The sequence below is a fragment of the Pseudomonas sp. THAF187a genome, from assembly GCF_009363395.1.
Classification (GTDB): Bacteria; Pseudomonadota; Gammaproteobacteria; order Pseudomonadales; family Pseudomonadaceae; genus Aquipseudomonas; species Aquipseudomonas khazarica.
This window is the reverse complement of record NZ_CP045349.1, coordinates 3,561,609-3,587,795: the sequence shown is the minus strand read 5'-3', so window position 1 is coordinate 3,587,795 and position 26,187 is coordinate 3,561,609. Positions and strand designations below refer to the sequence as shown.

The 26,187-nt window shown below is 65.9% G+C and carries 28 protein-coding genes and 1 pseudogene; 14 read left to right on the top strand and 15 right to left on the bottom strand.

Going from position 1 to position 26,187, the window contains the following annotated elements; genetic code table 11:
- Positions 1–123: 123 nt before the first annotated feature.
- Entirely contained in the window at positions 124–966 is an 843-nt protein-coding gene (locus tag FIV02_RS16640) for an EamA family transporter (protein WP_037053675.1), read from the bottom strand.
- Positions 967–1,229: 263 nt separating this feature from the next.
- Here FIV02_RS16640 and FIV02_RS16635 point away from each other — a divergent pair, with 263 nt between their 5' ends.
- Positions 1,230–3,134, top strand: a complete 1,905-nt coding sequence (locus FIV02_RS16635; protein WP_256662979.1) for a diguanylate cyclase domain-containing protein — start codon at positions 1,230–1,232, stop codon at positions 3,132–3,134.
- Between the two features lie 4 nt (positions 3,135–3,138).
- Here FIV02_RS16635 and FIV02_RS16630 read toward each other — a convergent pair whose 3' ends face one another.
- The 6 genes from FIV02_RS16630 to FIV02_RS16605 form a co-directional block, all read right to left on the bottom strand.
- Positions 3,139–3,549 (bottom strand): hypothetical protein, encoded by a 411-nt coding sequence (locus tag FIV02_RS16630; RefSeq protein WP_152489235.1) that lies wholly within the window; start codon positions 3,547–3,549, stop codon positions 3,139–3,141.
- Positions 3,550–3,568: 19 nt separating this feature from the next.
- Positions 3,569–4,201: a LysE family translocator gene (locus FIV02_RS16625; RefSeq protein WP_037053676.1), complete on the bottom strand. Its 633-nt coding sequence runs from the start codon at positions 4,199–4,201 to the stop codon at positions 3,569–3,571.
- 89 nt (positions 4,202–4,290) lie between these two features.
- On the bottom strand, positions 4,291–4,644 hold the full coding sequence (locus tag FIV02_RS16620) for a hypothetical protein (protein WP_152489234.1): 354 nt from the start codon (positions 4,642–4,644) through the stop codon (positions 4,291–4,293).
- 36 nt (positions 4,645–4,680) lie between these two features.
- Positions 4,681–5,031 (bottom strand): VOC family protein, encoded by a 351-nt coding sequence (locus FIV02_RS16615; protein ID WP_152489233.1) that lies wholly within the window; start codon positions 5,029–5,031, stop codon positions 4,681–4,683.
- 82 nt (positions 5,032–5,113) lie between these two features.
- Positions 5,114–5,368 carry a 30S ribosomal protein S21 gene (gene rpsU / locus FIV02_RS16610; protein WP_152489232.1) on the bottom strand — a complete coding sequence of 85 codons (255 nt, stop codon included), beginning with the start codon at positions 5,366–5,368 and terminating at the stop codon, positions 5,114–5,116.
- Between the two features lie 112 nt (positions 5,369–5,480).
- Entirely contained in the window at positions 5,481–5,756 is a 276-nt protein-coding gene (locus FIV02_RS16605; RefSeq protein WP_152489231.1) for a hypothetical protein, read from the bottom strand.
- Positions 5,757–6,102: 346 nt separating this feature from the next.
- On the opposite strand from FIV02_RS16605, the gene FIV02_RS16600 reads away from it, so the two are divergent.
- The 7 genes from FIV02_RS16600 to FIV02_RS16570 all read left to right on the top strand — a co-directional run bounded on the left by FIV02_RS16600 (position 6,103) and on the right by FIV02_RS16570 (position 12,479).
- The gene (locus FIV02_RS16600; RefSeq protein ID WP_152489230.1) at positions 6,103–7,026 is read left to right on the top strand and encodes an ABC transporter ATP-binding protein; all 924 of its coding nucleotides are present in this window, start codon (positions 6,103–6,105) and stop codon (positions 7,024–7,026) included.
- Positions 7,023–7,754, top strand: a complete 732-nt coding sequence (locus tag FIV02_RS16595; RefSeq protein ID WP_037053684.1) for an ABC transporter permease subunit — start codon at positions 7,023–7,025, stop codon at positions 7,752–7,754. The genes FIV02_RS16600 and FIV02_RS16595 overlap by 4 nt, the downstream gene beginning before the upstream one ends.
- A 9-nt stretch (positions 7,755–7,763) precedes the next feature.
- The gene (locus FIV02_RS16590; RefSeq protein ID WP_152489229.1) at positions 7,764–9,596 is read left to right on the top strand and encodes a Gldg family protein; all 1,833 of its coding nucleotides are present in this window, start codon (positions 7,764–7,766) and stop codon (positions 9,594–9,596) included.
- Positions 9,597–10,189: 593 nt separating this feature from the next.
- The gene (locus tag FIV02_RS16585; protein WP_152489228.1) at positions 10,190–11,179 is read left to right on the top strand and encodes a DUF4340 domain-containing protein; all 990 of its coding nucleotides are present in this window, start codon (positions 10,190–10,192) and stop codon (positions 11,177–11,179) included.
- Between the two features lie 234 nt (positions 11,180–11,413).
- The gene (locus FIV02_RS16580; protein WP_024308925.1) at positions 11,414–11,623 is read left to right on the top strand and encodes a cold-shock protein; all 210 of its coding nucleotides are present in this window, start codon (positions 11,414–11,416) and stop codon (positions 11,621–11,623) included.
- 303 nt (positions 11,624–11,926) lie between these two features.
- On the top strand, positions 11,927–12,199 hold the full coding sequence (locus tag FIV02_RS16575; RefSeq protein ID WP_172979170.1) for a type II toxin-antitoxin system Phd/YefM family antitoxin: 273 nt from the start codon (positions 11,927–11,929) through the stop codon (positions 12,197–12,199).
- A complete protein-coding gene (locus FIV02_RS16570; RefSeq protein ID WP_037053693.1) occupies positions 12,165–12,479 on the top strand; it encodes a type II toxin-antitoxin system RelE/ParE family toxin in 315 nt (104 codons plus the stop codon). The genes FIV02_RS16575 and FIV02_RS16570 overlap by 35 nt, the downstream gene beginning before the upstream one ends.
- A 346-nt stretch (positions 12,480–12,825) precedes the next feature.
- Here the strand turns inward: FIV02_RS16570 and FIV02_RS16565 are convergent, their stop codons facing one another.
- The 3 genes from FIV02_RS16565 to dapE are packed head-to-tail and all read right to left on the bottom strand — an operon-like array spanning position 12,826 to position 15,166.
- Positions 12,826–13,197, bottom strand: coding sequence for a hypothetical protein (locus tag FIV02_RS16565; protein WP_047592131.1), 372 nt, complete (start codon positions 13,195–13,197; stop codon positions 12,826–12,828).
- 5 nt (positions 13,198–13,202) lie between these two features.
- Positions 13,203–14,027, bottom strand: coding sequence for a putative RNA methyltransferase (locus tag FIV02_RS16560; RefSeq protein ID WP_037053699.1), 825 nt, complete (start codon positions 14,025–14,027; stop codon positions 13,203–13,205).
- Positions 14,021–15,166, bottom strand: a complete 1,146-nt coding sequence (gene dapE, locus FIV02_RS16555; RefSeq protein ID WP_152489227.1) for a succinyl-diaminopimelate desuccinylase — start codon at positions 15,164–15,166, stop codon at positions 14,021–14,023. The genes FIV02_RS16560 and dapE overlap by 7 nt, the downstream gene beginning before the upstream one ends.
- Positions 15,167–15,361: 195 nt before the next feature.
- Between dapE and tcdA the strand changes: the two genes are divergently transcribed.
- The 3 genes from tcdA (at position 15,362) to FIV02_RS16540 (ending at position 17,617) form a co-directional block, all read left to right on the top strand.
- Entirely contained in the window at positions 15,362–16,171 is an 810-nt protein-coding gene (gene tcdA / locus FIV02_RS16550) for a tRNA cyclic N6-threonylcarbamoyladenosine(37) synthase TcdA (protein WP_152489226.1), read from the top strand.
- A 150-nt stretch (positions 16,172–16,321) separates the two neighbouring features.
- Positions 16,322–17,116 carry an ABC transporter substrate-binding protein gene (locus FIV02_RS16545; RefSeq protein ID WP_152489225.1) on the top strand — a complete coding sequence of 265 codons (795 nt, stop codon included), beginning with the start codon at positions 16,322–16,324 and terminating at the stop codon, positions 17,114–17,116.
- A 33-nt stretch (positions 17,117–17,149) separates the two neighbouring features.
- Positions 17,150–17,617: a DUF1456 family protein gene (locus tag FIV02_RS16540; protein ID WP_152489224.1), complete on the top strand. Its 468-nt coding sequence runs from the start codon at positions 17,150–17,152 to the stop codon at positions 17,615–17,617.
- A gap of 63 nt (positions 17,618–17,680) precedes the next feature.
- Here FIV02_RS16540 and FIV02_RS16535 read toward each other — a convergent pair whose 3' ends face one another.
- From FIV02_RS16535 to FIV02_RS16520, 4 genes are all read right to left on the bottom strand, one after another.
- Positions 17,681–18,085, bottom strand: coding sequence for a SufE family protein (locus FIV02_RS16535; RefSeq protein WP_152489223.1), 405 nt, complete (start codon positions 18,083–18,085; stop codon positions 17,681–17,683).
- Positions 18,086–18,182: 97 nt separating this feature from the next.
- Positions 18,183–19,388: an aminotransferase class V-fold PLP-dependent enzyme gene (locus tag FIV02_RS16530; RefSeq protein WP_152489222.1), complete on the bottom strand. Its 1,206-nt coding sequence runs from the start codon at positions 19,386–19,388 to the stop codon at positions 18,183–18,185.
- Positions 19,389–19,556: 168 nt separating this feature from the next.
- Positions 19,557–20,591, bottom strand: a complete 1,035-nt coding sequence (gene dapD / locus FIV02_RS16525) for a 2,3,4,5-tetrahydropyridine-2,6-dicarboxylate N-succinyltransferase (protein WP_037053718.1) — start codon at positions 20,589–20,591, stop codon at positions 19,557–19,559.
- A 35-nt stretch (positions 20,592–20,626) separates the two neighbouring features.
- Positions 20,627–20,974 (bottom strand): ArsC family reductase, encoded by a 348-nt coding sequence (locus tag FIV02_RS16520; protein ID WP_152489221.1) that lies wholly within the window; start codon positions 20,972–20,974, stop codon positions 20,627–20,629.
- A 152-nt stretch (positions 20,975–21,126) separates the two neighbouring features.
- Here FIV02_RS16520 and FIV02_RS16515 point away from each other — a divergent pair, with 152 nt between their 5' ends.
- Complete coding sequence (locus tag FIV02_RS16515; RefSeq protein WP_152489220.1) at positions 21,127–22,761, top strand: Na+/H+ antiporter; 1,635 nt, start codon at positions 21,127–21,129, stop codon at positions 22,759–22,761.
- Positions 22,762–22,884: 123 nt separating this feature from the next.
- Here the strand turns inward: FIV02_RS16515 and dapC are convergent, their stop codons facing one another.
- Complete coding sequence (dapC, locus tag FIV02_RS16510) at positions 22,885–24,081, bottom strand: succinyldiaminopimelate transaminase (RefSeq protein WP_152489219.1); 1,197 nt, start codon at positions 24,079–24,081, stop codon at positions 22,885–22,887.
- 204 nt (positions 24,082–24,285) lie between these two features.
- Here dapC and FIV02_RS25330 point away from each other — a divergent pair.
- Positions 24,286–25,275 (top strand): annotated as a pseudogene (locus FIV02_RS25330) (cache domain-containing protein); the annotation flags it as partial.
- A gap of 138 nt (positions 25,276–25,413) precedes the next feature.
- Positions 25,414–26,178: a methyl-accepting chemotaxis protein gene (locus FIV02_RS25325; RefSeq protein WP_371923285.1), complete on the top strand. Its 765-nt coding sequence runs from the start codon at positions 25,414–25,416 to the stop codon at positions 26,176–26,178.
- Positions 26,179–26,187 lie beyond the last annotated feature (9 nt).

Below are 26,187 nucleotides of genomic sequence, written 5' to 3'. Positions count from 1 at the left end.
ACGCTTCGGCCCCCGTTGTTCAACAGAACCACAAAGGCGGCTTCGGGTTCCCGAGCGGAATGCCGGGTCAGCCTCTGCAGCGTGTCGCGCGAGGGGTATCGGCCATGTCGGTCCTCGAATCGGCTACGCCAGCTTCATCAGCACCACGCCGAGCGCGATCACCCCGCACGCCAGGAGCCGGATCGGTCGCATGGGTTCCTTGAGCAACAGCACCCCGAGCAGCACGGCAAACACCACGCTGGTTTCGCGCAACGCCGACACCAGGGCCACCGGTGCCTGAGTCATGGCCCAGATGACGATGGTGTAGGCCGCCATCGACATCGCCCCGCCGGCCAGCCCGCCGCGCCAGTGCGGGCCCAGCTGGAGAAAGGCGCGCGGCCCGCGGCTGACGGCGAGCACCGCCGCCATCACCGCGCCGTTGACGCTGAACAGCCACAGCGAATAACTCAGCGCATCGCCGTTGGCGCGGGCGCCCATGGCATCGCTGAGGGTGTAGCCGGCGATGAACAGGGCAGTCATCAGGGCGCAGAACAGCATCGCCCGCTGCGGGGCCTGGTGGTGGCCGCCGCGCAGCGCCATCAACCAGATGCCGATCACCAGCACCAGCAGGCCCAGCAGCTGCTGGGTGCCCAGCCCGTCATGCAACAGCAGCAGCGAGAGCAGGGCGACCATCAGCGGCGAGCTGCCGCGCGCGATGGGGTAGACCTGGCCCAGGTCGCCGTACTGGTAGGCGCGGGCCAGGAAGAAGTTGTAGCCGATGTGCAGCACGGCCGACAGCGCGATCCAGGGCCAGGCTGCGGCCTGCGGTACGGCGACCAGCGGCAGTGCGCAGAGCGCCACCAGGCCGGCGCCGACCTGGATCAGGGTGGCGGTCAGGAAGCGGTCGAGACCGATCTTGAGCAGGGCGTTCCAGCCGGCATGCAGGGCAGCGGCGGCGATGACGGCGAGAAAGACCGTGGTGTCCAAGACGGGCCTCGAGGGTAGCGATTGTCGAAGAAAATCAGCAGGATCGGCGCCGATGTCGCTCGGCTTGCCATGATGGGTCAAGCAGGGGTGTCAGTCTGCCGCATGCCGCATTATCGGGCAAAATCCGTTGCAGACTGATGGCAGCACAGTGGCGCGGCAGTGCCTATGATTCAACGCAAGGCGCTGGATCAAGCCCCGTGACGCTGAACGATAGCGGGTTTCAGGGGCGTGCTCCTCGCCCAACGACTAGCAGGATACAGCCCGTGGATGCCCTGGAGAACAAGGCGATGACCCCGCCCAGACAGCCGAGTGACGCACCTGAGCGCGTCGCCAGAGGCCCCCGAACCGCAACGCCCCTGAACCTGCTGGTGGTGCTGGCGAGCGTTTTCATTCTGGTTGTCTGGCTGATCACCCTGCAGCGCATCGCCTTCGAGCGTGAGCAGGCACTGGCGGCGGAAATGAAGGCCAATGCCAGTCTGGCCATCGCCTTCGAGCAGCAGGTGTCCCGCGCGCTGAAGGCGGCCGAGCAGGTGGCGGCGTTCGTGCGCGAGCAGTACCGTCTGCAGGGCAGGGCGATCGACCTGCGGCGCTGGGTCGAGGAGGGAGTGATCCGCGAGGAGATGTTCACCATCATCAGCGTGGTGGACGAGCATGGCGACATCGTCAGCAGCAGCCGGAGCACCGGCCCGGTCAACTACGCCGATCGCGAATTCTTCACTGCGCAACGCGCTGCGCGCATCGACCACCTGTTCATCAGCCAGCCGGTCTTCGGGCGTGTGTCCAAGCGCTGGCTGATCCCCATGTCGCTGCGTATCGAGCACGCGGACGGCCGTTTCGCCGGGGTGGTGGTGATGGCCATCAGTCCGCAGGACGTCACGCAGTTTTTTCAACAGGTCGACCTGGGCGCGCAGGGGCTGCTCGAACTCGGCGGTCTGGATGGCGTGGTGCGCGCGCGCAAGATCGGCGCACGCAGCGAGTTCGGCCTGAGCGGCGAGTCGCTGGCCTGGTTTCAGCGGCAGAAACAGCGCCGCACCGATGACTTCTACGACAGCGGCCAGGGGCTCGATGGCGTCGCCCGTATCGTCAGCTACCGCAGCATGGCCGACTATCCGCTGATGGTCACCGTGGCCACGGCCTACGACGAGGAAATGGCCACGGCCCTGCAGCGCCGCACCACCTATCTGCTGGCGGCCGTCGGTGTCTCCCTGGTAGTGATGCTGTTCGTCGGCGTGCTGGCGCTGATGCTGGTCCGCCAGCGCGCGGCGACCGATGCCCTGCAAGGCAGCGAGGCGCTGTTTCGCGCGACCTTCCACCAGGCGGCCATGGGCATTGCCCATATCAGCCCCGAAGGCCGGATCCTGCGTGTCAACGAGACCTTCTCGCGCATGCTCGGACGCCCGCCCGAGCGCTTGCAGGGCGGCAACATCTTCGACCTGAGCGACCCCGAGGTGGCCAGCGCCGCCCGGACTTTCCTGCGCGAGCAGCTGGCCAGCGACGGCGGCGCGCTTTCCCCGGAGATCGAGAAGACCTACCGCCGCGAGGATGGCTCGCTGCTCTGGGTGTGCGAGGCCGTGAGCGTCGTGCGCAAGCGCCAGGGCCACCCGGCGTTCCTGGTGCTGGTCGCGCAGGACGTCACCGAGCGCAAGCGCCTGGAGGCACGTCTGTCCCACGAGGCGCAGCACGATGCGCTGACCGGCCTGGCCAACCGGGTCCGCTTCCGCCAGCGGCTCGACCAGGCGCTCGACGCGGTGCGCGATCAGGAGCAGCTGTGCGCCGTGCTGTATATCGATCTGGACGGCTTCAAGGCGATCAACGACCGCCACGGTCATACGGCAGGCGACTGCCTGTTGCAGATGGCCGCCAGGCGCCTGGAAGGCTGTGTGCGCAGCAGCGATATGGTCGCGCGCTTCGGCGGTGACGAATTCGGCATCCTGCTCGCCAGCCTGCACAGCCGCCAGGATTGCGCGGCGGTGGCGCTCAAGGTGCTGGATGTCCTGGCGCAGCCGTTCGACCTGGACGGCCATCCGGCACGCATATCGGCGAGCGTGGGCGCCGCCCTGTATCCCCTGCAGGCCTATAATGGCGCGGACCTGCTGAAACAGGCGGACCAGGCCATGTACGTGGCCAAGCACGCCGGCAAGAACCGCTTTCACTGCGCGCCGGAGTAGGGCGCTACTGCCCGGTGCTGGAAGACGTCGAGGGCCTGGGGCCGTCGGCCACCAGAAGCTGCCGACGCCAGCGCCACTCCAGCAGGCCCAGACCACCGACGAACACGGCCTCGCCGAGCAGGTGGACGACGCCCGGTAGCGCCATGCTCTGGGCAAGGGCGGCCGTGATGCCCAGGCAGAGCGCTGCCCATGCGCCGTTGGCCAGCGCCAGCAACTTGATCAGGCCTTCGCGGCGCCGGGTACGGATGGCCAGGGAGAAGGAAAAGCAGGCATAGGCGATGTTGACCACGCCGATGCTGTGCAGCAGTGCCGGCGGCAGTGCGTACCAGGCGCTCAGCCAGGTGGCGAACAGCAGCACGAGCAGGCCGGCGAGTGCGGCGGCGGTGCAGTCCAGCCAGAGGATGTGCCTGCCCAATGCGCTCAGGGCCCTGGTCCTAACGCCGCAGCGCAAGGAGCGCTGCGCCGAAGGCAATGAACACGCTGCCGAATACCCGGTTCACCCAGGTCACGAACGAGGGGCGCTGCAGCGCCTGCCTGGCCCGTGCCGCCAGCGAGGCATAGGCGACCAGGGTGATGAACGACAGCAGCATGAAAATCCCGGTGAGGATGAAGAACTGCGGCAGCAAGGGCTCACGGGTGTCGACGAACTGTGGAAACAGCGCCGTGAAGAACAGGATCGGCTTGGGGTTGAACGCGGCGATGAACAGCGCCTCGCGATAGAGCCGAAAGGGCCTGTAGGCGCGGCGCTCGGCGGCTTGGCTGGCCTCCACCTGGAGCAGCGAGGCACGCCCCAGCAGATGGCGCAGGCCGATGTAGAACAGGTACATGGCGCCCAGCACCTTGACGACACTGAACAGCAGGGCCGAGGACTTGAGCAGCAGCCCCAGGCCCAGCATCGCCGCGGCGGACAGGCAGAACAGGCCCATGATGTTGCCCAGCGACGACCACACCACCGCCCGCACGCCGAAGCTCAGCCCATTGCGCAACGCCAGCAGGATCGCCGGTCCGGGGCTGACGACTGCGATGCCGGCCACGGCGGAAAAGGCAACGGCTGTTTCGAGATTCATGGGGTGCCTGCTGATTGGCTGGAACGTGGCTGTCTACGTGGCCGCCCGGCGAATCCGCAGAGGCTCCGCCAGGGCCGCGAGCAGCCACATTAGAGGGCCGGATCAGGAAATGGAAGCAGGTCCTGGGAGACGCTTGGCTGAGCCTGCCATTCGTCGTCGATCTTGTAGAAGTCCGCTTGTGATTCCGAGCTGCCTGCGCCGACTTTCAGGGCGAAGGTGCAGGCGATCTGCCCAGGGTGTTGCGCCTCGAGTGCAGGCACGCAGGTGCCGAGCGTCACGGTCATCTCCGCACGCATCTGCTCGAGGCCGGTCAGCGCCGCGATCACGTCCGCGGCTTCCTCGGCATTGGGTCTGAGCAGCCCGTCAGGCGGGTTCGAGTCGTCAGCATGGGCCAGGGGCGTCGCCAGGCCGAGCAGTACCGCAGTGGCTAGGGGTATGAACATGTTCAGGGTCTCGATCGTCGACGCGCGCAGAGCGCTTCAGACATGCTGGAGGATGTTGATCAGGTTGCCGAGCGGGTCCCTGACGTAGAAACGGCGAACGCCCCAGGGCTCATGCGACGGCCCGTACTCGATGGGAATCCGCTGTTCCGCGACACGTCGCAACGCCTCGTCGAGATCATCCACCTCGATGGACAGGTCGGGCACTGGCGTGCCCGAGCCGCCCTCGCTGGCGAAGCTGACCTGCACCGCCATCCTCTCGGAACCGGCATAGGTGCGAATCCAGCCATGGTCCATGACCAGTTCGAGGCCCAGGATCAGCCGATAGAACTCATCCACCTCCGCTGGTTGCGCTGCGTGAAGATTGGCAATGATCCGTTTGACGTTCATGTGGCTTCCTTGGGGGTAAGCGAGCGTGCGCTATCGAGGTTAGGCCAAGTCACCGGGTTGAGCGAGTACGCCTGCACCGACGTCAGCGGCCGACGCCACTGCCAGCATGTCTGCAGAACTGCTCCTTCAGCCCGATTTTCAGCCACAGGCCGCCGCCGGAGGCGATGGCCAGTTTGTCCATCTGCTTGCGCTTGCGGCGCAGCGCCGAAGGCTTCTCGAAGTAGCCGAACCGCCGTTTGTACCAGCGGCGGCCCAGTTCGGCGCCTACCTTGCGATTCAGCCTTGCGAGTACAACTTCCAGTGAGTCAGCGGATGTCACGTCGACGGTTACGGGCATGTCTGGCGTTTTACGGACTGACGCCTGTCCATTCAGTAGCGCTGATGCGCTGGAAGGGAGTTGCCTTGCCGGGTTCCGGCGCGGCGGGTGATTCCGGTCGTGCTCCGGGGCGCTAGCTGAACAGGCCGGAGATGACGCTGATCATCCCCTCGATGAGGGCCAGAAGTCCATCGATGATCGCCTCCACCGTCCCGGTTACCACCTCCAGGATGCCGCCGTCGCCCCAGGTGAGCGGGACAGCCACTGCGGCGATGGAAACCAGCATGGCGGCCACGGCAACGGCGTGCACGCCCATCGTCAGCAGATAGATCAGCGCGCCGATCAGGCAGGTGGCGCACAGGGCATTGAAGGCTCGCAGCCCTTTCGAACGAGGCGTCTGATTATTCATCCGTGAATGCTTTCCAAGGTTGGTCTGGGCGCTGAGCCTAGCAGGTTCTCTGCGCAGGGGGATGGGGTGGGGCGTTGCGTCTGCCCGGCATGACGGTGCTGGGCCGCTCGCAGGCAGGCTTCGGAACGGCTGCAACGACCGTCACGAGCACTCGCCCGGGCCTTGTCGGGCGAGCCGGCTGAACCTCGCCTGACGCATTTTGCCGAGGTGTGCGGGGCCGCTGAACTTTTCCGGACGAGGGTTGTCATGCCTTCGTCCGGGCGTGCGCTTTTGCCCGGCATTCTTGCGGCCTGCGTTCTCGCGGTGGTTACGCGGGACTCGGGCGTTTTCGCGACGGTGAGAGGCCATGATCGAAATAAGAAACCTGACCAGGCGTTTTGCGCAGTACACGGCAGTCGATGACCTGTCGTTCAGTGTCCAGCCAGGGGAAGTGCTGGGCTTTCTCGGCCCCAACGGGGCTGGCAAATCCACCACGATGAAGATGCTCACAGGGTTTCTCGCGCCGACCTCCGGCACGGCGAGCATTCTCGGCTGCGATATCCAGACGCAGACGCTCAAGGCCCAGCGGCAGATCGGCTACCTCCCCGAAGGCGCGCCGTGCTACGGCGATATGAGTGTGCGCGGTTTCCTCTCCTTCATCGCCGAGGTGCGCGGTTTTCGTGGTGCCGAGAAGGCGCTGCGGGTCGAGCATGCCGTGGCCCAGGTGGAGTTGCAGGCGGTGCTGGAGCAGAGCATCGAAACGCTGTCCAAGGGCTTCAAGCGCCGTGTCGGCCTGGCCCAGGCGATCCTGCACGATCCGCGCGTGCTGATTCTCGACGAGCCCACCGACGGCCTCGATCCGAACCAGAAGCATCAGGTGCGCCAGCTCATCCAGGGCCTGGCCCGCGACAAGATCGTGATCATTTCCACCCACATCCTCGAAGAAGTCACGGCGCTCTGCACCCGCGCCGTGGTCATCGCCCAGGGCCGCCTGCTGGCCGATGGCACGCCGCTGGAACTGGAGAGCCGCTCGCGCTACCACCAGGCGGTGACGCTGGTGGCCGATGAGGCCCTGGACCTGGCCGCGCTGGCGGCGCTGCCCGGTGTCGCCGGGGTCGAGGAGAACCCGCGCGAGCACAGCCTGAGCGTGCTGGCGCAGCCGGGCGAGGTGATCTTCCCGCAGGTCAATGCACTGATCGCCCAGCGCGGCTGGAGGGTCAGGGAGCTCAACGTGGAACGCGGTCGGCTCGATGAAGTATTCCGCAGCCTGACCCGAGGAGATCAGCCATGACCCAGTTGCCCGTGATCTTCAAGCGCGAGCTGGCGAGCTACTTCGCCACGCCGCTGGCCTATGTGTTTATCGTGATCTTCCTGGTGCTGTCCGGGGTGTTCACCTTCTACCTGGGCGGTTTCTTCGAGAGCGGCCAGGCCAACCTCTCGGCCTTCTTCAACTTCCACCCCTGGCTGTACCTGTTCCTGGTGCCGGCGATCGCCATGCGCCTGTGGGCGGAGGAGCGCAAGTCCGGCTCCATCGAGCTGCTGATGACCCTGCCGATCACCCGCTTCGAGGCGGTCACCGGCAAGTTCCTGGCGGCCTGGGTATTCGCCGGCATCGCGCTGCTGCTGACCTTCCCGATGATCATCACCGTCAACTACCTGGGCGAGCCGGACAACGGCGCGATCATCACCGGCTACCTCGGCAGCTGGCTGCTGGCCGGGGCCTACCTGGCCATCGGCTCGTGCATGTCGGCGCTGAGCAAGAACCAGGTGATCGCCTTCATCCTCGCGGTCAGCGCCTGCTTCCTGTTCATCGTCAGCGGCTTTCCGATGGTGCTCGATGCCTTCGCCTGGGCGCCGCAATGGTGGGTGGACGCCGTCGCCTCGCTGAGTTTCCTGGTGCGCTTCGATGCCATCAGCAAGGGTGTGATCGACCTGCGCGACCTGCTGTATTTCCTCTCGCTGATCGCTGCCTGGCTGACCGCCACTGCCGTGGTCATCGATCTGAAGAAAGCCGACTGAGGAGCGCCCATGAAAAAGCTGATCTATTCCGGCGCCGGGCTGCTGCTGATCGCGGTGGCGTTCGTTGCCTTCAATCTGCTGGCCGGTATCGGCCTAGGCGGTGCGCGCCTGGACTTCACCGAGCAGAAGCTCTACACCATCTCCGACGGCACCCGGCAGATCCTCGGTGAGCTGGACGAGCCGATCAACCTGTACTTCTTCTACTCGGACAAGGTGGCCAAGGACCTGCCGGCGCTGCGTACCTACGCACAGCGCGTGGAGGAGATGCTCAAGGCCTACCAGGCGCAGGCGAACGGCAAGATCCGCCTGCACATCATCGACCCCCAGCCCTTCTCCGAGGACGAGGACAAGGCGGCCGAGTACGGTCTGCAGGGGATTCCGCTGCAGCAGGGTGGCGACTCGGTCTACTTCGGCCTGGCGGGCACCAATTCGCTGGATGACACCCAGGTCATTCCGTTCTTCGCCCTGGATCAGGAGGAGCACCTGGAGTACGAGCTGAGCCGCCTGGTGCAGACCCTGGCGAAACCCGAGCTGCCGGTGGTCGGGGTGCTGTCCGGGCTGCCGATGACCGGTGGCTTCGACATGATGGCGCGCCAGCCGACGCCGCCATGGATGGTGCTGGAGCAGGTGCGCCAGTTGTTCAAGATCGAGAACCTCAAGGCCGATGTCGACCAGATTCCCGAGCAGGTCTCGGTGCTCTGGCTGGTGCATCCGAAGAACCTGCCGCAACAGACCCTCTATGCCATCGACCAGTTCGTGCTGCGCGGCGGCAAGCTGATGGTGTTCGTCGACCCCTACGCGGAGGCCGACAGCGGCGAGATGCCCGGTGAGGTGGCGGTGGACAAGGCGTCGAACCTTGAGCCGCTGTTCAAGGCCTGGGGCCTGCGCATGGTCCCGGACAAGGTGCTGGGCGATGGTGCCTATGCCATGTCGGTGAACATGGGCCAGGGCCAGCGCCCGGTGCGTCATGCCGCCTGGCTGAGCCTGCCGCGCAAGGCGCTGGACCAGACCGATATCGCCACGGCCGGGCTGGAGAGCATCACCGTCGCCACGGCCGGCATCCTCGAACCGCTGGAGGGGGCGAAGAGCCACTTCACGCCGCTGATGCAGAGCTCCGAGTACGCCATGCCCTTCGATGCCCAGCGTTTCGCCATGCTCAGCAACCCGGAGGAGCTGATCCGTGAGCTGGAGCCGACCGGTGAGCGCTACACCATTGCGGCGCGGGTCGATGGCCCGGCGCAGAGTGCCTTCCCCGACGGTATCGAGGGGCGCAAGGATGGCCTCAAGCAGGCCGACAACATCAACGTCATCGCGGTGGCCGATACCGACATCCTCAGCGATCGCCTGTGGGTGCAGGTGCAGGACTTCTTCGGCCAGCGCATGCCGCAACCCTGGGCTGACAACGGCAGCTTCGTCATCAACGCGCTGGACAACCTGAGCGGTTCCGAGGCGCTGATCAGCGTGCGTTCGCGTGGCCGCTTCAGCCGTCCGTTCGTGGTGGTGGAAGAGCTGCAGCGGGCGGCCGAGCAGCGCTTGCGTGACAAGGAGCAGGCACTGCAGGCGCGCCTGACCGAGACCGAGCAGCAACTGGCCGCGCTGCAACGCAGCGATGATCCGAACAAGGCGCTGGAGCTGACCCCGGAGCAGCAGACCGCGCTGCAGCGCTTCATCCAGCAGAAGCTGGAGCTGCGCAAGGAGCTGCGCGACGTGCGCTATCAGCTCAACGCCGATATCGAGGCGCTGGGACGCACCCTGAAGGTGCTCAACATCGCCCTGGTGCCGGCGCTGCTGACCTTGCTGGTGCTGGCCCTGTGGCTGTGGCGCCGGCGTCGTCAGGCCTGACGGCCAGCGCGACCCTAGGCGCTGCAACGCGTGTGCGTAGGGTTTCGTAGCCCGGCTGCGATCCGGGGTCATGCGTAGGGTGGATCACGCTTCACCGATCCACCGCTGTGGTGGATGCAGGAAGCGGCATCCACCCTACGTCGAGGGTTTCGTATCCCGGCTGCGATCCAGGGTGGTGAGTAGGGTGGATCACGCTTTACCGATCCACCGCTGTGGTGGATGCAAGAAGCGGCATCCACCCTACGTCGAGGGTTTCGTATCCCGGCTGCGATCCGGGGTGATGCGTAGGGTGGATCACGCTTCACCGATCCACCGCTGTGGTGGATGCAAGAAGCGGCATCCACCCTACACCGAGGGTTTCGTGGCCCGGCTGCGATCCAGGGTGGTGAGTAGGGTGGATCACGCTTCACCGATCCACCGCTGTGGTGGATGCAGGAAGCGGCATCCACCCTACGTCGAGGGTTTCGTGGTGCGTCTGCGATCCGGGGGTAGCAGCGCCGCCAGCAAACGACAGGTTTTCCGCAAGGGCGCGCCGCCTCTGAGGCATCGGTGCGCTCCACGCGGCTCCATCTCATTCAAGGGGGAAGGGTTTCATGGGCAAGAAAGGTCTGAGCGCATTGCTCGTCATCGCGCTGCTCTGTGCGCTGGGCTATCTGACCCTGCGGCATGACCAGCAGCAGGCCGCCGCGCCGGTCGAACAGGCACCATGGCTGGCCGCGCAGCAGGACTACCTGGGTAGCCTGCAGGCGCTGGACATCGAGGCGCCGGGCCAGCCTCCGGTGCGTATCGAGCGTCACGGCGAGGACTGGGTGGTGCCGGCGAAGGCCGACTACCCGGCGGCAAGGCAGGTACTGGCCGACCTGCTGCGGGCGCTGCGCGAGGCGCGGAAGGTGGAGGCCAAGACCGCCAATGCGCAGTGGCACGCGCGCCTGGGGCTGGCCGAGCAAGGCGCGGAGGGTGAGCAGGCAGTGCGCCTGAAACTGCAGTTCGACGGCCACCCCGACCTCGGCCTGCGCCTGGGCAAGGCATCCCAGCAAGGCGCCGGGCAACTGGTGCGCCTGGCTGGAGAGGACCAGGTCTGGTTGATCGATCGTCAGTTGAACGTACCGCCGCGCGAGCTGGACTGGCTGGATCGGCGCATCAGTGACATTCCCTACACCGATATCCAGCGCATCGAGCTGCGCCATGCCGACGGTGAGGTGCTCACCCTGAACCGGGCCGATGCCAAGCAGTACAACTTTGCCGTCGAGCAACTGGCCGGAACGCAGAAGCTCGCTTTCGAGGGCGCGGCCAACAGCGTGGCGACGCTGTTCTCCAGCCTGCAGTTCGCTGATGCCGCACCGCTCGACCAGGTGGGCTTCAAACAGCCGCCGGTGCTGCGTTTCAGCCTCAGTGGTTTCGGTGGGCAGAAGCTTGCCGGCGCCCTGTACCGGCAGGGAGAACAGTACTGGCTGACGCTGGGGGCGCGGGAAGGTTTCAAGGTGGAGGAAGTCAGCGCGCGCCCTGACTGGGCCTATCGCCTCGACGTCGAACAGGCGCAGCGGTTGATGAAGAAATTGCGCGATCTGCTCGCCAAAAGCTGACAAAAACGCTCTGAACAGCGCATTTTTCCAGGAGGCAGGACGGCTCCAAAAAAGTACTTTTCAGTCACAATTCATGCTTTATACTCGGCCTTCGGCTGCAGCAAGAACGCTACTCGCTTGACCTGCTCCATGCTCGAATTGCCGGGGTTGGCGAGCGCTGAGAAGAACGTTTTTACCGAGCCGTCAAAGCGCCTTCGGGACAATAAAAACATAGCGAGTTTGGAGAAGTTGGTAATGGCAGATCGTGAGACCGGAACCGTCAAATGGTTCAATGATTCCAAGGGTTACGGGTTCATTCAGCGCGAAAGCGGCCCGGACGTGTTCGTTCACTACCGCGCCATCCGTGGCGAAGGTCACCGTACCCTGGTCGAAGGCCAGAAGGTCGAATTCGGTGTGACCCAGGGCCAGAAAGGCCTGCAAGCGGAAGACGTCTCTGCGGTCTGAGCCCCAGACTCCAATGAAAAGGCCCGTCATCGACGGGCCTTTTCGTTTCTGGGGTAGGCCGGATTCCCGCCAGCCTGAGCTCGACTCGGGAAATAGCACCACCTCCCTTGGTCGAGACTGGAAGCCAGTAGATACGAGGGTTCCAGTGCCACACGCCAGCGGCCTGTCATGGCCAATCGTAAGAAGTGCCTCATCTGGGGATCGCGACTTTTTGCAGGGTGGGTCAGCCATAAGAGTGCTTTTAAAAGCACTCTGAAAAGAGCTATGCTCTGCCGTGCTTTCCAGGAAAGCAGGGAGAGACCCATGACCTATGCCGTATTGGCCGATGTTGCAGCATCGGTGACCGACCTCAAGAAAGACCCGATGGGCACCATCCGCGAAGGCGGTGGTGAAACCGTCGTGATCCTCAATCGCAATGAACCGGCCTTCTATGCCGTGCCTCCAGCGCTATACGAAGCCATGCTGGAGATGATCGACGATGCCCGCCTGGCCGAAGTGGTGCGCGAGCGACGTGGTGAACCCACTGTGCGAGTAGATATCGATGACCTCATCGCGCAAGCCGGCGGAGCCGACTGAGTACGCCCTGGAGTTCAACGCCCAGGCACTGAAGGAGTGGGGCAAGCTGGGCAGCACCATCCAATTGCAGTTCGCCAGGAAGCTCAAGGAGCGCCTTGAGAATCCCCGAGTCGAGGCGGACAAGCTGCGGGATATGCCCAACTGCTACAAGATCAAGCTGCGCTCCATCGGTTATCGCCTGGTCTATGAAGTGATCGACAGCCGCTTGGTTGTGACGGTGATCGCTGTGGGCAAGCGAGAGCGCAGCAAGGTTTATGGCCGCGCCGCCAACCGCTTGTAAGTGGCCTCGCTATGGGGGGCGGTCCGCTGACTACGTAGTAATAGTCGTGGCGGGGATGGTTCGTCGGGAACGAGTTGCGTGGTGCGCTACAGCAAGCACCTGCGTGGTCACTGCGAAACGACAAAGGGCTAGCCGAATCTAACCCTTTGATCTTTATCGTGGCCGCAGCGGAACTTGAACGCTGTATATGCGCTTTGTGAATGCGTCGCTCTGGTCCCGGATTGCATCCGGGCTACGGGGGCGATGCAGGAGCCCGTGATGTGGGGCGCCTGAGCCTATACCGCACTTCGGGCACCTTCTCTCATGAATGGGCGAGGGTCATCAGCAGGCCGCCGGGCGGCCGCGTTCATTCGGTGCGCCAGACGATCTCGGTCTCGCCATCGGCATCGACCTTGATCCAGCGGTCGGCCTCTTCATCGCTTTCATCTTCGACCCAGGTGCCGGGTGCGCAGCGAACCTGCACGCCAAGGGCGGCGTAGGCGGCGCGGGCGCAGGCGAGGTCGTCGGCCCAGGGCGTGGCGTCGCTTTCCAGGTACAGGCTGTGCCATTTGCCCACCGCCTTGGGCAGCCAGGTCACCGGTACCTCGCCGGCCTTGCACTTGAAGGTCTGGCCTTTCTGCTGCCAGTCGCTGCAAGGCCCCAGGGCTGCACCCAGCCACTGGGCCACGGCGTCGCGCTCGGCGTCTTTCAGGTAGATCTCGATATCGGGTTGGCGCATGGCTTCTAGTCCTGAGAGCTGATGCTCGGGGTTTTGACGATCCAATCGTAGCGGATGGAGACGGTCACTTCGAAGGGCGTGGCGATCACTGCTTCGCGGCGTTCGGCACTGGCGCGCCAACCGTGCGGGGTCATGGCCAGCAGATCGGCGCGGGCCTGGGCCTCGGCCAGGTGCAGCGGGAACTGCAGGGTCTCGCTGTGCGCCAGGTGCATGCCCGCCGGGATCAGCGCCAGGTGTTTCTCGTCGTCGTAGTCGCGCACTTCGTCATACAGCTTCTGCCGCAGCTCCATCAGGTGGCCGCGGGTCGGGCCCATGCGCAGCAGGCCGCCGCCGGGGGCGAGCAGGCGTTCAGCCTCGCTCCAGTCGAGCGGGCTGAACACGCTGGCCAGCAGGTTGCAGCTGGCGTCGGCCAGCGGCACGCGGGCCATGCTCGCCACCAGCCAGCTCAGCTGCGGGGCACGCTTGCAGGCGCGCTTGACCGCCTCGCGGGAGATGTCCAGGGCGTAGCCGTCGGCATCCGGCAGGGCGTGGCCGATCTGCTGCGTGTAGTAGCCCTCGCCGCAGCCGATATCCAGCCAGCGAGCCGGCGCGCGTTCGGCCGCGAGCTGGGCCAGGCGTGCGGCCAGCGGCGCGTAGTGGCCGCCGTCGAGAAAGCGCCGGCGTGCCTCGACCATGGCCTGGTTGTCGCCCGGATCGCGGCTGTTCTTGTGCTGCACCGGCAACAGGTTGAAGTAGCCCTGGCGGGCGCGGTCGAAGCTGTGCCGGTTGGCGCAGGCCAGGCCGCTGGCGCTGGGTTCGAGCGCGGTCTGGCAGAGGGGGCAGATCAGCATGCGAGGAGCTTGACCATGGTCTGGTAGTAGACCTCGGTGAGCAGGTCCAGATCACTGGCCAGTACGCGTTCGTTGATCTGGTGAATGGTGGCGTTGACCGGGCCGAGCTCGACCACCTGGGTGCCGAGGGTGGCGATGAAGCGCCCGTCCGAGGTACCGCCGCTGGTCGACGGGGTGGTCTCACGACCGGTCACGCTGCGGATGCTGGCGGCCACGGCGTCGAGCAGGTCCCCGGGCTGGGTGAGGAACGGCAGGCCGGACAGCGCCCACTCCAGGTGGTAGTCCAGGCCATGCTTGTCGAGGATGGCGCTGACGCGCTGCTGCAGGTCTTCGACGCTGGATTCGGTGGAGAAGCGGAAGTTGAACACCGCCTTCAGCTCCCCCGGAATGACGTTGGTGGCACCGGTGCCGGCGTTGAGGTTGGAGACCTGGAAGCTGGTCGGCGGGAAGTAGTCGTTGCCGTGGTCCCAGTGCTCGGCAGCCAGCTCGGCCAGGGCCGGGGCGGCCAGGTGAATCGGGTTCTTCGCCAGGTGCGGGTAGGCCACGTGGCCCTGCTTGCCGTACACGGTGAGGGTGCAGCCGAGCGAGCCGCGACGGCCATTCTTGACCACGTCGCCGAGCAGGGTGGTGCTCGAGGGTTCACCGACGATGCACCAGTCCAGACGCTCGCCGCGCTCGCGCAGACGCTCGACCACCGCCTTGGTGCCGTGCTGCGCCGGGCCTTCCTCGTCGCTGGTGATGAGGAAGCTGATGGCGCCCTTGTGTTGCGGATGGTCGGTGACGAAACGCTCGACGGCGATGATCATGCTGGCCAGGCTGCCCTTCATGTCGGCGGCGCCACGGCCGCAGAGCATGCCGTCCTCATCCACGCGCACGTCGAACGGCTGGTACTGCCAGGCGTCCAGCGGGCCGGTGGGCACCACGTCGGTATGCCCGGCGAAGCACAGCACGGGGCCGTCGCCACCACGCCGGGCCCAGAAGTTCTCCACCTCTTCGATGCGCATGCGCTCCACCTCGAAGCCGCAGGCGGCGAGGCGACGCATCATCAGTTCCTGGCAGCCTTCGTCGACCGGGGTGACGGACGGACGGCGGATCAGGTCGAAGGCGAGTTCCAGAGTCGGGGTGAGAGGGGCGGTCATTGCGGCTCCGATGCGGCGGCTGGCGTGAAGGCTGGCCATCTTAAAGCAAAAGTCGTTACCAATCAGGTCATCCGGCGCCTGGGCGGATGCATTCACGCACCGGCGGCATGGCGCCGACCGACGGCTGACCTGCCTTTCGGGGTTGGGTGGGCAAGGTGCTATCTCTATAATGCGCGCCGTCCAGCAGGGGGATAGATGAATACAGACGATCAGCGCTTTGGCGGAATAGCCCGGCTTTATGGCCTAGAGGGTTACCAGCGCCTGGCTGCGGCGCATGTGGCCGTGGTCGGCATCGGTGGCGTCGGCTCCTGGGCTGCGGAAGCCCTGGCGCGCTCCGGCGTGGGCGAGATTTCCCTGTTCGACCTGGATGATGTGTGCATCACCAACACCAATCGTCAGGTGCACGCCCTCGAGGGCGCGGTGGGCAAGGCCAAGGTCGACGAGATGGCCGCGCGCATCCGTGCCATCAATCCGGCGTGCGTGGTGCATGCGGTGGCCGACTTCGTCACCCGCGAGACCATGGCCGAGTACATCACCGAACAGCTCGATGGCGTGATCGACTGCATCGACAGCGTGCCGGCCAAGGCCGCGCTGATCGCCTGGTGCAAGCGGCGCAAGATCCAGATCGTCACCACCGGCGGTGCGGGTGGCCAGGTCGACCCGACGCAGATCCAGGTCACCGACCTGAACAAGACCTTCAACGACCCGCTGGCGGCCAAGGTGCGCAGCATGCTGCGTCGTGACTACGGCTTCTCCCGCACGCCGGGGCGCACCTACAGCGTGCCGTGCGTGTTCTCCACCGAGCAGCTGCGCTATCCCAAGCCGGACGGCAGCGTCTGCCAGGCCAAGGGCTTCGTCGGTGAGGGGGTGAGGCTGGACTGCGCGGGCGGTTTCGGTGCGGTGATGATGGTCACCGCCAGTTTCGGCATGGCCGCCGCCGCCAGGCTGGTGGACAAGCTGGTCGCCGGCGCCCGGCGCCCGGCAGAGCGCAAGGCTGCTGGTTGAGGGCGTTGCGCGTTGCGCATTTGACTATGCTGGATAAACGGAAAAGGTGCAGCAAACGAACACAGGGAAGCATCGAACGTCATTCGTAGTAGAGGTGATTTTGTGTCTTACCGGTTTGAGCGCGTCTTTCGCACAGGGCGCAGGGCACGGATGCTCGCCTCCCTGACGCTGCCTGTCTGGCTCCTGCTGCTGGCCCCGGTGCAGGCCGAGCCGCAGACCCTGCGCATCGGCACTGGTGACTGGGCGCCCTATGTCGATCAGCAGCGCGCCGATGGCGGGGCCCTGGCGCGGCTGGTCAGTGCGGTGTTCGCCGAGGCCGGCTATCGGGTCGAATACATCTTTCATCCCTGGGACCGCAATGTGCTGATGCTGCAGCAGGGGCAACTGAGCGCGATCATGCCCTACAGCTGCAGCCCCAGCCGTCTCAATTACGGCGTTTGCAGCGATCCGCTGGTGCGCGGCGAGGTGGTCCTGTTCCATCGCGCCGACCAGGCGTTCGACTGGCAGAAGGTCGACGACCTGTTCAACTATCGCATCGGCACGACCCTGGGTTACTCCTACGGGCCGGAGTTCGACGAGGCGCTGGCCGGCGGTCGCCTGATGGTGCAGCAGAGCGGCAAGGAAGACACCAGCTTCCGCCTGCTGGAGCTGGGGCGCATCGACCTGCACCCGCAGGATCGTGCGGTAGGCTATGCCATGTTGCGCCAGCTGTTCCCCAAGGACGCCAGTCATATTACGCACCATCCGCGCTACCTGAACAAGGAGCCGCTGCGCCTGCTGTTCCGCAAGGATGACGCCGAAGCGGCGGAGCTGTTGCGCCTGTTCAACGCCGGGCTGCAAGCTTTTGCCAAGCGCGGTGACCTGAAGCGTCTGCAGCAGGCCCTGAACTCGGGCAATGCCGACAGCTGGCAGCCCAGTACCTCACATCACGTTGCGCAGGACTGAGCGACGCTCGTCCTGCGCCTGCCAAGGATTTTCATGCTCAACAACGATGTGCTGCGCAGCTTGCGCTATCTGCTGAACGTCAACGACAGCAAGCTGGAGGCCTTGTGCCGCCTGGCCGATTACCCGGTGGAGCCCGGCCTGATCTCGGCCTGCCTGCTGCGCGAGGACGAAGCCGGGTATCGCGCCTGCAGCGACGTGCTGCTCGCCCATGTCCTCGAAGGGCTGGTGTTCCACAAGCGGGGCCGGGACGACAGTCGTCCGCGCCTGCCGGTGGAGAAGCGCCTGAGCAACAACATCGTGCTGAAGAAACTGCGCGTCGCCTTCGAGCTGCGTGACGACGACATCCAGGCCATCCTGCAGGCCGCCGACCTGCCGATGACCAAGGCCGAGCTCGGGGCGCTGTTTCGTGCACCGGGGCACCGGCACTACCGCGAGTGTGGCGACCAGATCCTGCGTAACTTCCTGCGTGGGCTGACCCAGCGCGAACGCGCTCAGGCCTGAGCCAGGGCTGGCCTGGCAGGGGGCAAGCAGTTCGTAGCCCGGATGCAATCCGGGGCAACAGGCTCAGCCCGTCAGTTCGGCCATGCGCCGCAACACGGCATGCAGGCCGTTGCTGCGCGAGGGCGACAGCTGGCGCTGCAGGCCCAGCTGGCTGAACCAGTCGTTCAGATCGAGCTGCGACAACTCGTTGCTGCTCAAGCCTTCGACGCGCACCAGCAGCACGGCCAGCAAGCCGCGCAGCAGACGTGCATCGCTGGTCGCGCGGAAGCGCCAGCGGCCTTCATGCTGCTCGGCGAGCAGCCAGACCAGGCTCTCGCAGCCGTGCACGCGGTTGGCCTCGCTGCGCTCGGCGTCGCTCAGCGGCGCCAGACGCTCGCCCCATTGCATCAGCAGGCGGGCGCGCTGTTCCCAGCCGTGGCAGGTGGTAAAGGCGTCGAAAGCTTCCTGAGCGGCATTGGGCAGGCTCATTCCCGATCTCCCCCTGAACCCGTAGGAGCGGCTTCAGCCGCGATCGCGGCTGCAACGGCGTGCCGCCCAGCCGCTCCTGCGGAAAACCGGGGCATGCTCATCGCAACAGCTCCAGGGCGTTGTCCAGTGCGGCGAAGAAACGCTGCAGGTCGTCGCCGTCGCTGTACAGGCCGAGCGATACGCGGATCGCGCCGCCGAGGCCGAGCTGTTTCATCAGCGGCATGGCGCAGTGATGGCCGGCGCGTACGGCGATGCCTTGTTCGCTGAGCAGGTGAGCCAGGTCGGCGTTGTGCACGCCGTCGATGCAGAAGCTGGCCAGGGCCGTCTGCGGCGCGCCGAGCAGGCGCATGCCGGAGCGTGCCTGCAGGCCGCTCAGCAGGGCGCTGTGCAGGGCGTTCTCATGGGCCGCCACGGCATTCGTATCCAGGGCGCCAAGCCAGCGCAGCACGGCGCCGAAGGCGATCACCGCGCTGACCGCCGGGGTGCCGGCTTCGAAACCCAGCGGCGCCGGACGGAAGCTGGCCTGCTGGTAGTCGGCGTCCTGCACCATCTCGCCGCCGAACTGCCAGTGCTGCAGCCGGGCCAGGGCCTCGCCGCGGCCGTAGAGCAGGCCGACGCCATCCGGGCCGTACAGCTTGTGCGCCGAGCAGACATAGAAGTCGCAGCCCAGCGCCTGCACGTCGGGGCGCTGATGCACCGCGCCCTGGGCGCCGTCCACCACGCTCAGCGCGCCCTGGGCGCGGGCCATGGCCAGCAGCTGCGGCAGCGGTTGCCAGCGGCCGAGCACGTTGGACAGCTGGGTCACGGCCAGCAGGCGGGTGCGCGGGCCGATGCACGCGGCAGCCTGTTCCAGGTCGACGTTGCCACTGGCGTCCAGCGGCAGCACGACCAGCTCCAGGTTGCGACGCCGGGCCAGTTGTTGCCAGGGCAGCAGATTGGCGTGGTGTTCGGCGGCGCTGATGACGATCTGCCCGTCGCCCGGCAACTGCGACTCGAGGCCATAGGCGAGCAGGTTGAGTGATTCGGTGGTGCCGCGGGTGAAAATGATCTGCTCCGCGCTGGCGGCGTTGAGCCACTGCGCGGCGTCCTGGCGGCTGGCCTCGAAGGCGCGGGTGGCGCGTTCGCCGGGCAGGTGCTGGGCACGGTGCACGTTAGCTGCGCCTGTGGCGTAGTAGCCGAGCAGGGCGTCGAGCAGTACCTGCGGCTTCTGCGCGGTAGCGGCGCTGTCGAGGTAGGTCTGGCCTTCGGCTTCGAGGGCAAGAATGCCGGGGAAGTCGGCGCGCCAGGGGGAGATGAGTGACATGGATGCTTCCAGAGATCATCTGGCAGTTAAAAGTTGGGTTTAACGTGTTGCGAGCGACGGCCAGACAAGGCGCGATAAGGCTCGGACGCGGAGTTTACTGGTGTAAATGAGCGTTCGAGCCTTATTGCAACGCAGTATGGGCTAGCGCAGCAGCGTTAAACCAACTTTTCAGTTGTGAGCGTGCAGGGCTTCGTTCAGCTCGATGGCCGACTTGTGGGTCTTGCACTCCACGGCGCCGGTCAGCGAGTTGCGGCGGAACAGCAGGTCGGCCTGGCCGGCCAGCTCGCGCGCCTTGACCACCTTGACCAGTGCATTGCCCTCGTCGAGCAGGTTCACCTTGGTCCCGGCGGTGATGTACAGGCCGGCTTCCACGGTGTTGCGGTCACCCAGCGGGATGCCGATACCGGCGTTGGCACCGATCAGGCAGCCTTCGCCGACGCTGATGATGATGTTGCCGCCACCGGACAGGGTGCCCATGGTCGAGCAGCCTCCGCCCAGGTCCGAACCCTTGCCGACGAATACGCCCGCGGAGACGCGGCCTTCGATCATGCCCGGGCCTTCGGTGCCGGCGTTGAAGTTGACGAAGCCTTCGTGCATCACGGTGGTGCCTTCGCCGATGTAGGCGCCCAGGCGCACGCGGGCGCTGTCGGCGATACGCACGCCGGCCGGTACCACGTAGTCGGTCATTTTCGGGAACTTGTCCACGGAGAACACTTCCAGCAGCTCGCCCTTCAGGCGTGCTTCCAGCTGACGCTCGGCCAGCTCGCCGAGGTCGACGGCGCCCTGGCTGGTCCAGGCCACGTTGGGCAGCAGCGGGAAGATGCCGGCCAGGCTCAGGCCGTGCGGCTTGACCAGGCGGTGCGACAGCAGGTGCAGCTTGAGGTAGGCCTCCGGCGTGCTGCTCGGTGCGCCGTCTTCGGCGAGGAAGGTGGCGACCAGCGGGTTGTGGCTTTCGGCCAGGCGGGTCAGCAGCGCGGCCTGGGCGCTGTCCACGCCTTTCAGGGCCTCGGCCAGGTCGGCCGCCTGGGCAGTGGTGAAGGCGATGGCCTGGTTGCCGCCCTGGTAGCCGAGTTTCTCGGCGGCCTTGGCGACCAGCTCGGCAGCCGGGTTGAGCAGGGGCTGCGCGTAGAAGACTTCCAGCCAGTTGCCCTGGCGATTCTGGGTACCGACGCCAAAGGCGATGCTGAAGAGGGTGGTGCTCATGATATGGGTTCCTTGCAACGAAATCGGGTGAGGTATCAGGCCAACGCGGCTTGGTAGTTATCCGGTTTGAAGCCGACCAGGGTCTTGTCGCCCAGGTCGAGCACCGGGCGCTTGATCATCGAGGGCTGGGCCAGCATCAGGTCGATGGCCCTGGCCTGGTCGAGGTCGCTTTTCTGGATGTCGTCCAGCTTGCGGAAGGTGGTGCCGGCGCGGTTGAGGATGGTTTGCCAGCCATGCTCGTTGCACCATTTCTCCAGGCTCGCACGGTCGATTCCGGCGCTCTTGTAGTCATGAAAGGCATAGTCGACCTGGTGCTCTTCGAGCCAGGTTCTGGCCTTTTTCATCGTGTCACAGGCCTTGATGCCATACAGGACGTAACTCATTGATCTTCCTCTGATGAGTGGCGTGCCGGAAGCTCCGGGAAATACGGCGGGCCATTATGCCACGTCATGTCGCGGCTGGGCGGTGGCTGTCGCTGCGAAGTGTTACGGCGCTAGAATCGCAGCCTCCCGCCCGTTCCCGCCGGTTTTGCGCCATGCAATTGCTCTACACCATCCTGACCATGTTGCTGGTGGTCAGCGGCACCCGTATTACCGCCCAGTTCATCCCCTTGCCGCTGCCGTTGCTGCAGATCCTGATCGGTGCGCTGCTGGCCATTCCGGTCCTGGGCATGCACGTGCGCCTCGATCCCGAGCTGTTCCTGCTGCTGTTCATCCCGCCCTTGCTGTTCGTCGACGGCTGGCGCATGCCCAAGGGGCAGTTCCGGGAGCTGCGCACGCCGATCCTGCTGCTGGCGTTCGCCCTGGTGTTCTTCACCATCCTGGGGGCCGGGCAGGTCATCCACTGGCTGTTGCCGCAGGTGCCGCTGGCGGCCTGCTTCGCCCTGGCCGCAGTGCTCTCGCCGACCGATGCGGTGGCCGTCTCGGCGATCACCCATGGGCGTTTGCCCAACACCCTGAACAACCTGCTGCAGGGCGAGGCGCTGATGAACGACGCCTCCGGCCTGGTGGCGTTCAAGTTCGCCGTGGCAGCGACGCTTACCGGAGTGTTCTCGATCACCGATGCCGGCCTGCAGTTTCTCCTGGTGGCCTTTGGCGGGCTGGCCATCGGCGTGGCGCTCAGCTACCTGCTGGGGCGGCTGCGCGCCTGGATGATCGGCCGGGGCTGGGAAGACCCCGCCCCGCATGTGCTGCTCCTGCTGCTGTTGCCATTCGCCGCCTACGTCGCCGCCGAGCACCTGGGGCTCTCCGGGATTCTCTCCGCCGTCGCGGCGGGGATGATGCAGAGCCGCCTCGATCTGCTGCCCAGGCAGACCTCGACGCGGATGCTCAACCGCAGCGTCTGGGCGCTGCTGGAGTTCACCTTCAACGGCCTGATCTTCCTGCTGCTCGGCTTGCAGCTGCCGGACATTCTCGGCGCCGCGCTGGGCGAACACGCGACGCCCTGGCGTTTCGCGCTGCAGGCCCTGGCCATGGTGGCGGTGATCTACGCCGTGCTGATGCTGCTGCGCTTCGTCTGGGTCTACAGCTACTGGCGCATGTCCGGGGCGCTGCGCCGGTTGCGTGGCGAGCCCACGCGGTTCGCCGGGCAGTCACGCATCGCCCTCAGCGCGGTGCTGACGCTCGGTGGTGTGCGTGGGGCGGTGACCCTGGCCGGCGTGATGTCGTTGCCGTTGCTGCTCAACAGCGGCGAGGCCTTCCCCGAGCGTGACCTGCTGATCCTGATCGCTGCCGGGGTGATCCTGTTGTCATTGCTGGTCGCCAGCGTCGCCTTGCCACGCATCCTGCCGCGCCTGCCGCAGGACAACGCCGCCGTGCATGAGCGTGAGCTCAATCGCCATCGCGCGCTGATGCTGGAGTCGGCCATTCGCTACCTGGAGTCCGAGGACGAGCGCGCCGCCGATGCCGAGGGCGCAATCGCCTCGGTCGAGGTGAAGGCGAGGCTGATGAGTGAGTACCGCGATCTGCTCGAGCGTGCCCGTGGTGGCGAGGAGGCGCGTGAGCATCAGCGCGAGGTCGATCGCCTGGAGTACCGCCTGCGCCTGCAGGCGCTGCGTACCCAGCGCCTGGAGCTGTACCGCATGCGCAAGGACAACGAGCTGGATGACGACATGCTGGCCGAGATCCTGCGCGATCTGGATATCGCGGAGGCGCGCCTGCACAAGAGCTGAGTCACGGATAGGCGTAGCCCGGATTGCATCCGGGCTACGGAGTCAGAGGCTCGCGGCTAAAGCCCCTCCTACAAACCAAGCAGCTGTGGGAGGGGCTTCAGCCGCGACTGCTTTTGAAGTCGTTCAGGCGCCGCGAATGAAGCGGGCGATACGCTCGGCGGCCTCGATGCATTCGGCCAGTGGCGCGACCAGGGCCATGCGCACGCGGCCGGCGCCGGGATTGACGCCGTTCACTTCGCGCGACAGGTAGGAACCCGGCACCACGGTGACGTGTTCGCTGGCGAACAGGTCGCGGGTGAAGGTGGCGTCGTCACCCGGCGTGCGTGCCCACAGGTAGAAGCCGCCGTCCGGGCGCTGCACGTCCATCACCGGGGCGAGGATCTCCAGCACGGCGGCGAACTTCTCGCGGTACATGTCGCGGTTGGTGCGCACGTGGGCCTCGTCGTTCCAGGCGGCAACGCTGGCCAGCTGGGTCTGTACCGGCATGGCGCAGCCATGGTAGGTGCGGTACAGCAGGAAGTGCTTGAGGATGCTGGCGTCGCCGGCCACGAAGCCGGAGCGCAGGCCGGGCAGGTTGGAGCGCTTGGACAGGCTGTGGAACACCACGCAGCGCGCGAAATCACTGCGGCCCAGCTCGGCACAGGCGCTGAGCAGGCCGGGCGGCGGCGCGGCCTCGTCGAAGTACAGCTCGCTGTAGCATTCGTCGGCGGCAATCACGAAGTCATGCTGGTCGGCCAGGGCGATCAGCTTCTTCAGGGTCTCGACCGGGATCAGTGCGCCGGTGGGGTTGCCCGGCGAGCAGAGGAAGAGGATCTGGCAGCGTTGCCAGACCTCGGCCGGCACCGCATCGAAGTCCGGGTTGAAGCCGTGGGCCTCCAGGCAGGGCAGGTAGTGCGGCTCTGCGCCGGCGAGAAACGCCGCGCCTTCGTAGATCTGGTAGAAGGGGTTGGGGCTGACCACCAGGCCCTTGGCGTTGCGGTCGACCACGGCCTGGGTGAAGGCGAACAGGGCCTCGCGGGTGCCATTGACCGGCAGCACGTGGCGCGCGGCATCCAGCCAGCCAGCCGGCACGGCGAAGCGCCGTTCGCACCAGTTGGCGATGCTCTGGCGCAGCTCCGGCAGGCCCAGGGTGGTCGGATAGACGGCGAGCTTGTCGAGGTTGGCGGTCAGCGCCTGGGCGACGAAGTCGGGCGAGCGGTGCTTGGGCTCACCGATGGACAGCGCGATGGGCGAGCGGTCGCTGGCAGGCTGCACGTCGGCGAGCAGGGCGCGGAGCTTCTCGAACGGGTAGGGCTGCAGCTGGGCGAGGGCGTGGTTCATGATGATCCGACGGGTCCTTTGTGAGGCGGTGACAAAGCTGGCGACACTAGCACGGCAGGCCTTGCGGGGAAATTCCCTTCGTCCGTCCGATTTTCGTCCGTTTAGGTCGCGTCTGCGACGCACGCAGCGCTCAAGGCCCGGCGTCGCGCGCCGATAGCGTCGGCCTAACCCGTTCTCTCCCCCTTTTCATGGCGAACTCAGCCCATGCGCACCCTGAAATTCAGTCACAAGATCATGCTGGCTGCTTCCCTTGTGGTCATCGCGGCCTTCGCATCGTTCGCGCTGTACAACGATTACCTGCAGCGCACGGCGATCCGCGAAAGCCTGTCCAACTACCTCAATGATGTCGGTCTGGTCTCAACCGGCAACATCCAGCACTGGCTGGATGGACGCATGCAGTTGCTGGACAACCTCGCCGAATCGGTGCAGGACGACAGCTCGCCGGCGTCCCTGCGCAGGAGCCTGCAGCATCGCAGCATCGCTTCCGCCTTCCTCTATGCCTATTTTGGCCAGGCTGATGGCACCTACACCCAGTTCCCCGCCAGCGAGCTACCCGCCGGTTACGATCCTCGCCAGCGGCCCTGGTACAAGAGCGCGCAGGGCAACGGAGGGCCAGGGCTGACCGCGCCCTATCTGGCGGCCGACCCGCGTGACGGCCTGCTGATCACCATCACGCGTCCGGTCAGCGCGGGCGGCAACCTGCTGGGGGTGGTCGGTGGCGACCTGAAACTGCAGACGGTCGATGACATTCTCAACTCCTTCGACCTGGGCGGGATGGGCTATGCCTTCCTGGTCGACGAACAGGGCACGGTGCTGGTGCACCCTGACAAGAGTCGGGTGCTCAAGACCCTGGCGGAGTTGTTCCCGGGCGGAGCGCCTCGCCTGGAGTCCACCCTGCAGAGCGCGTCGGCGGTCGATGGCAGCGCCCGCCTGGTCACCTTCCTGCCGGTGCAGGGGCTGGCCGGCGTGCGCTGGTACGTCGGCCTGTCGGTCGACGAAGGCAAGGCCTTCGCTGCGCTCAGCGAGTTCCGCGTCTCTGCGCTGATGGTGACGATCATCGGTGTGGTGGCCATTCTGCTGCTGCTGGGCGCACTGATCCGCATCCTGCTGCGCCCGCTGCACGTGATGAGCCATGCCATGGGCGGCATCGCCGAGGGCGAGGGGGACCTGACGCAGCGCCTCACGATCGCCTCCGGCGACGAGTTCGGTGAGCTGGCTGGCGCCTTCAATCGCTTCGTCGAGCGCATCCACGAGTCGATCCGCGAGGTGGCCTCGGCCACTCGTGAAGTGCATGCCCGGGTGAGCACGGTGGTGCAGGCGTCCAACGCGTCCATGGATAACTCCAGCGAGCAGGCATCGCGCACCGACAGCGTCGCGGCGGCGATCAACGAACTGGGCGCCGCAGCCCAGGAGATCGCGCGCAATGCCGCCGACGCCTCCGTGCAGGCCAGCGATGCGCGCCGCGATGCCGAGGAGGGGCAGGGCATGGTCGACCGCACGCTGGGCTCGATGAGCGAACTGTCGGAGAAGATTCAGGCTTCCGGTCGGCATATCGAGGTGCTCAGCGAGAAGAGCAGCGACATCGGCCAGATCCTCGACGTGATCAAGGGTATCTCCGAGCAGACCAACCTGCTGGCGCTCAACGCCGCCATCGAGGCGGCGCGTGCCGGCGAGGCCGGGCGAGGCTTCGCCGTGGTGGCCGATGAGGTGCGCAACCTGGCGCAGCGCACGCAGAGTTCGGCCCTGGAAATCCAGCAGATGATCGAGCAGCTGCAAGCCGGTGCGCGTGATGCGGTGGCGACCATGGGCGAGAGTCGTCGCTTCAGTGATGACAGCGTGCGCATTGGTGGTCAGGCGGGCGAGAAGCTGGATGGCGTGACTCGCCGCATCGGCGAAATCGACGGCATGAACCAGTCGGTGGCCACTGCCACCGAGGAACAGACCTCGGTGATCGAGAGCCTGAACATGGACATTACCGAGATCAACATGCTCAACCAGGACGGCGTGCGCAACCTGCAGGCCAGCCTGAGCGCCTGTACCGAGCTGGATCAGCAGGTCGGCCGGCTCAAGCAGCTGGTGGACAGCTTCAGAATCTGATCCTGGTTC

What these genes read in the sequence shown, in the direction of transcription:
- dapE (WP_152489227.1), bottom strand. Translation starts at nt 15,166, where the DNA reads ATGACCGCCCCTCTCACCCCGACTCTGGAACTCGCCTTCGACCTGATC.
- FIV02_RS16535 (WP_152489223.1), bottom strand. Translation starts at nt 18,085, where the DNA reads ATGAGCCTGCCCAATGCCGCTCAGGAAGCTTTCGACGCCTTTACCACC.
- FIV02_RS16595 (WP_037053684.1), top strand. Translation starts at nt 7,023, where the DNA reads ATGACCCAGTTGCCCGTGATCTTCAAGCGCGAGCTGGCGAGCTACTTC.
- FIV02_RS16520 (WP_152489221.1), bottom strand. Translation starts at nt 20,974, where the DNA reads ATGAGTTACGTCCTGTATGGCATCAAGGCCTGTGACACGATGAAAAAG.
- FIV02_RS16560 (WP_037053699.1), bottom strand. Translation starts at nt 14,027, where the DNA reads ATGCTGATCTGCCCCCTCTGCCAGACCGCGCTCGAACCCAGCGCCAGC.
- FIV02_RS16515 (WP_152489220.1), top strand. Translation starts at nt 21,127, where the DNA reads ATGCAATTGCTCTACACCATCCTGACCATGTTGCTGGTGGTCAGCGGC.
- FIV02_RS16605 (WP_152489231.1), bottom strand. Translation starts at nt 5,756, where the DNA reads ATGAATAATCAGACGCCTCGTTCGAAAGGGCTGCGAGCCTTCAATGCC.
- FIV02_RS16565 (WP_047592131.1), bottom strand. Translation starts at nt 13,197, where the DNA reads ATGCGCCAACCCGATATCGAGATCTACCTGAAAGACGCCGAGCGCGAC.
- FIV02_RS16585 (WP_152489228.1), top strand. Translation starts at nt 10,190, where the DNA reads ATGGGCAAGAAAGGTCTGAGCGCATTGCTCGTCATCGCGCTGCTCTGT.
- dapD (WP_037053718.1), bottom strand. Translation starts at nt 20,591, where the DNA reads ATGAGCACCACCCTCTTCAGCATCGCCTTTGGCGTCGGTACCCAGAAT.
- dapC (WP_152489219.1), bottom strand. Translation starts at nt 24,081, where the DNA reads ATGAACCACGCCCTCGCCCAGCTGCAGCCCTACCCGTTCGAGAAGCTC.
- tcdA (WP_152489226.1), top strand. Translation starts at nt 15,362, where the DNA reads ATGAATACAGACGATCAGCGCTTTGGCGGAATAGCCCGGCTTTATGGC.
- FIV02_RS16615 (WP_152489233.1), bottom strand. Translation starts at nt 5,031, where the DNA reads ATGAACGTCAAACGGATCATTGCCAATCTTCACGCAGCGCAACCAGCG.
- FIV02_RS16570 (WP_037053693.1), top strand. Translation starts at nt 12,165, where the DNA reads ATGACCTCATCGCGCAAGCCGGCGGAGCCGACTGAGTACGCCCTGGAG.
- FIV02_RS16590 (WP_152489229.1), top strand. Translation starts at nt 7,764, where the DNA reads ATGAAAAAGCTGATCTATTCCGGCGCCGGGCTGCTGCTGATCGCGGTG.
- FIV02_RS16620 (WP_152489234.1), bottom strand. Translation starts at nt 4,644, where the DNA reads ATGTTCATACCCCTAGCCACTGCGGTACTGCTCGGCCTGGCGACGCCC.
- rpsU (WP_152489232.1), bottom strand. Translation starts at nt 5,368, where the DNA reads ATGCCCGTAACCGTCGACGTGACATCCGCTGACTCACTGGAAGTTGTA.
- FIV02_RS25325 (WP_371923285.1), top strand. Translation starts at nt 25,414, where the DNA reads ATGGATAACTCCAGCGAGCAGGCATCGCGCACCGACAGCGTCGCGGCG.
- FIV02_RS16545 (WP_152489225.1), top strand. Translation starts at nt 16,322, where the DNA reads ATGCTCGCCTCCCTGACGCTGCCTGTCTGGCTCCTGCTGCTGGCCCCG.
- FIV02_RS16575 (WP_172979170.1), top strand. Translation starts at nt 11,927, where the DNA reads ATGACCTATGCCGTATTGGCCGATGTTGCAGCATCGGTGACCGACCTC.
- FIV02_RS16530 (WP_152489222.1), bottom strand. Translation starts at nt 19,388, where the DNA reads ATGTCACTCATCTCCCCCTGGCGCGCCGACTTCCCCGGCATTCTTGCC.
- FIV02_RS16580 (WP_024308925.1), top strand. Translation starts at nt 11,414, where the DNA reads ATGGCAGATCGTGAGACCGGAACCGTCAAATGGTTCAATGATTCCAAG.
- FIV02_RS16540 (WP_152489224.1), top strand. Translation starts at nt 17,150, where the DNA reads ATGCTCAACAACGATGTGCTGCGCAGCTTGCGCTATCTGCTGAACGTC.
- FIV02_RS16625 (WP_037053676.1), bottom strand. Translation starts at nt 4,201, where the DNA reads ATGAATCTCGAAACAGCCGTTGCCTTTTCCGCCGTGGCCGGCATCGCA.
- FIV02_RS16600 (WP_152489230.1), top strand. Translation starts at nt 6,103, where the DNA reads ATGATCGAAATAAGAAACCTGACCAGGCGTTTTGCGCAGTACACGGCA.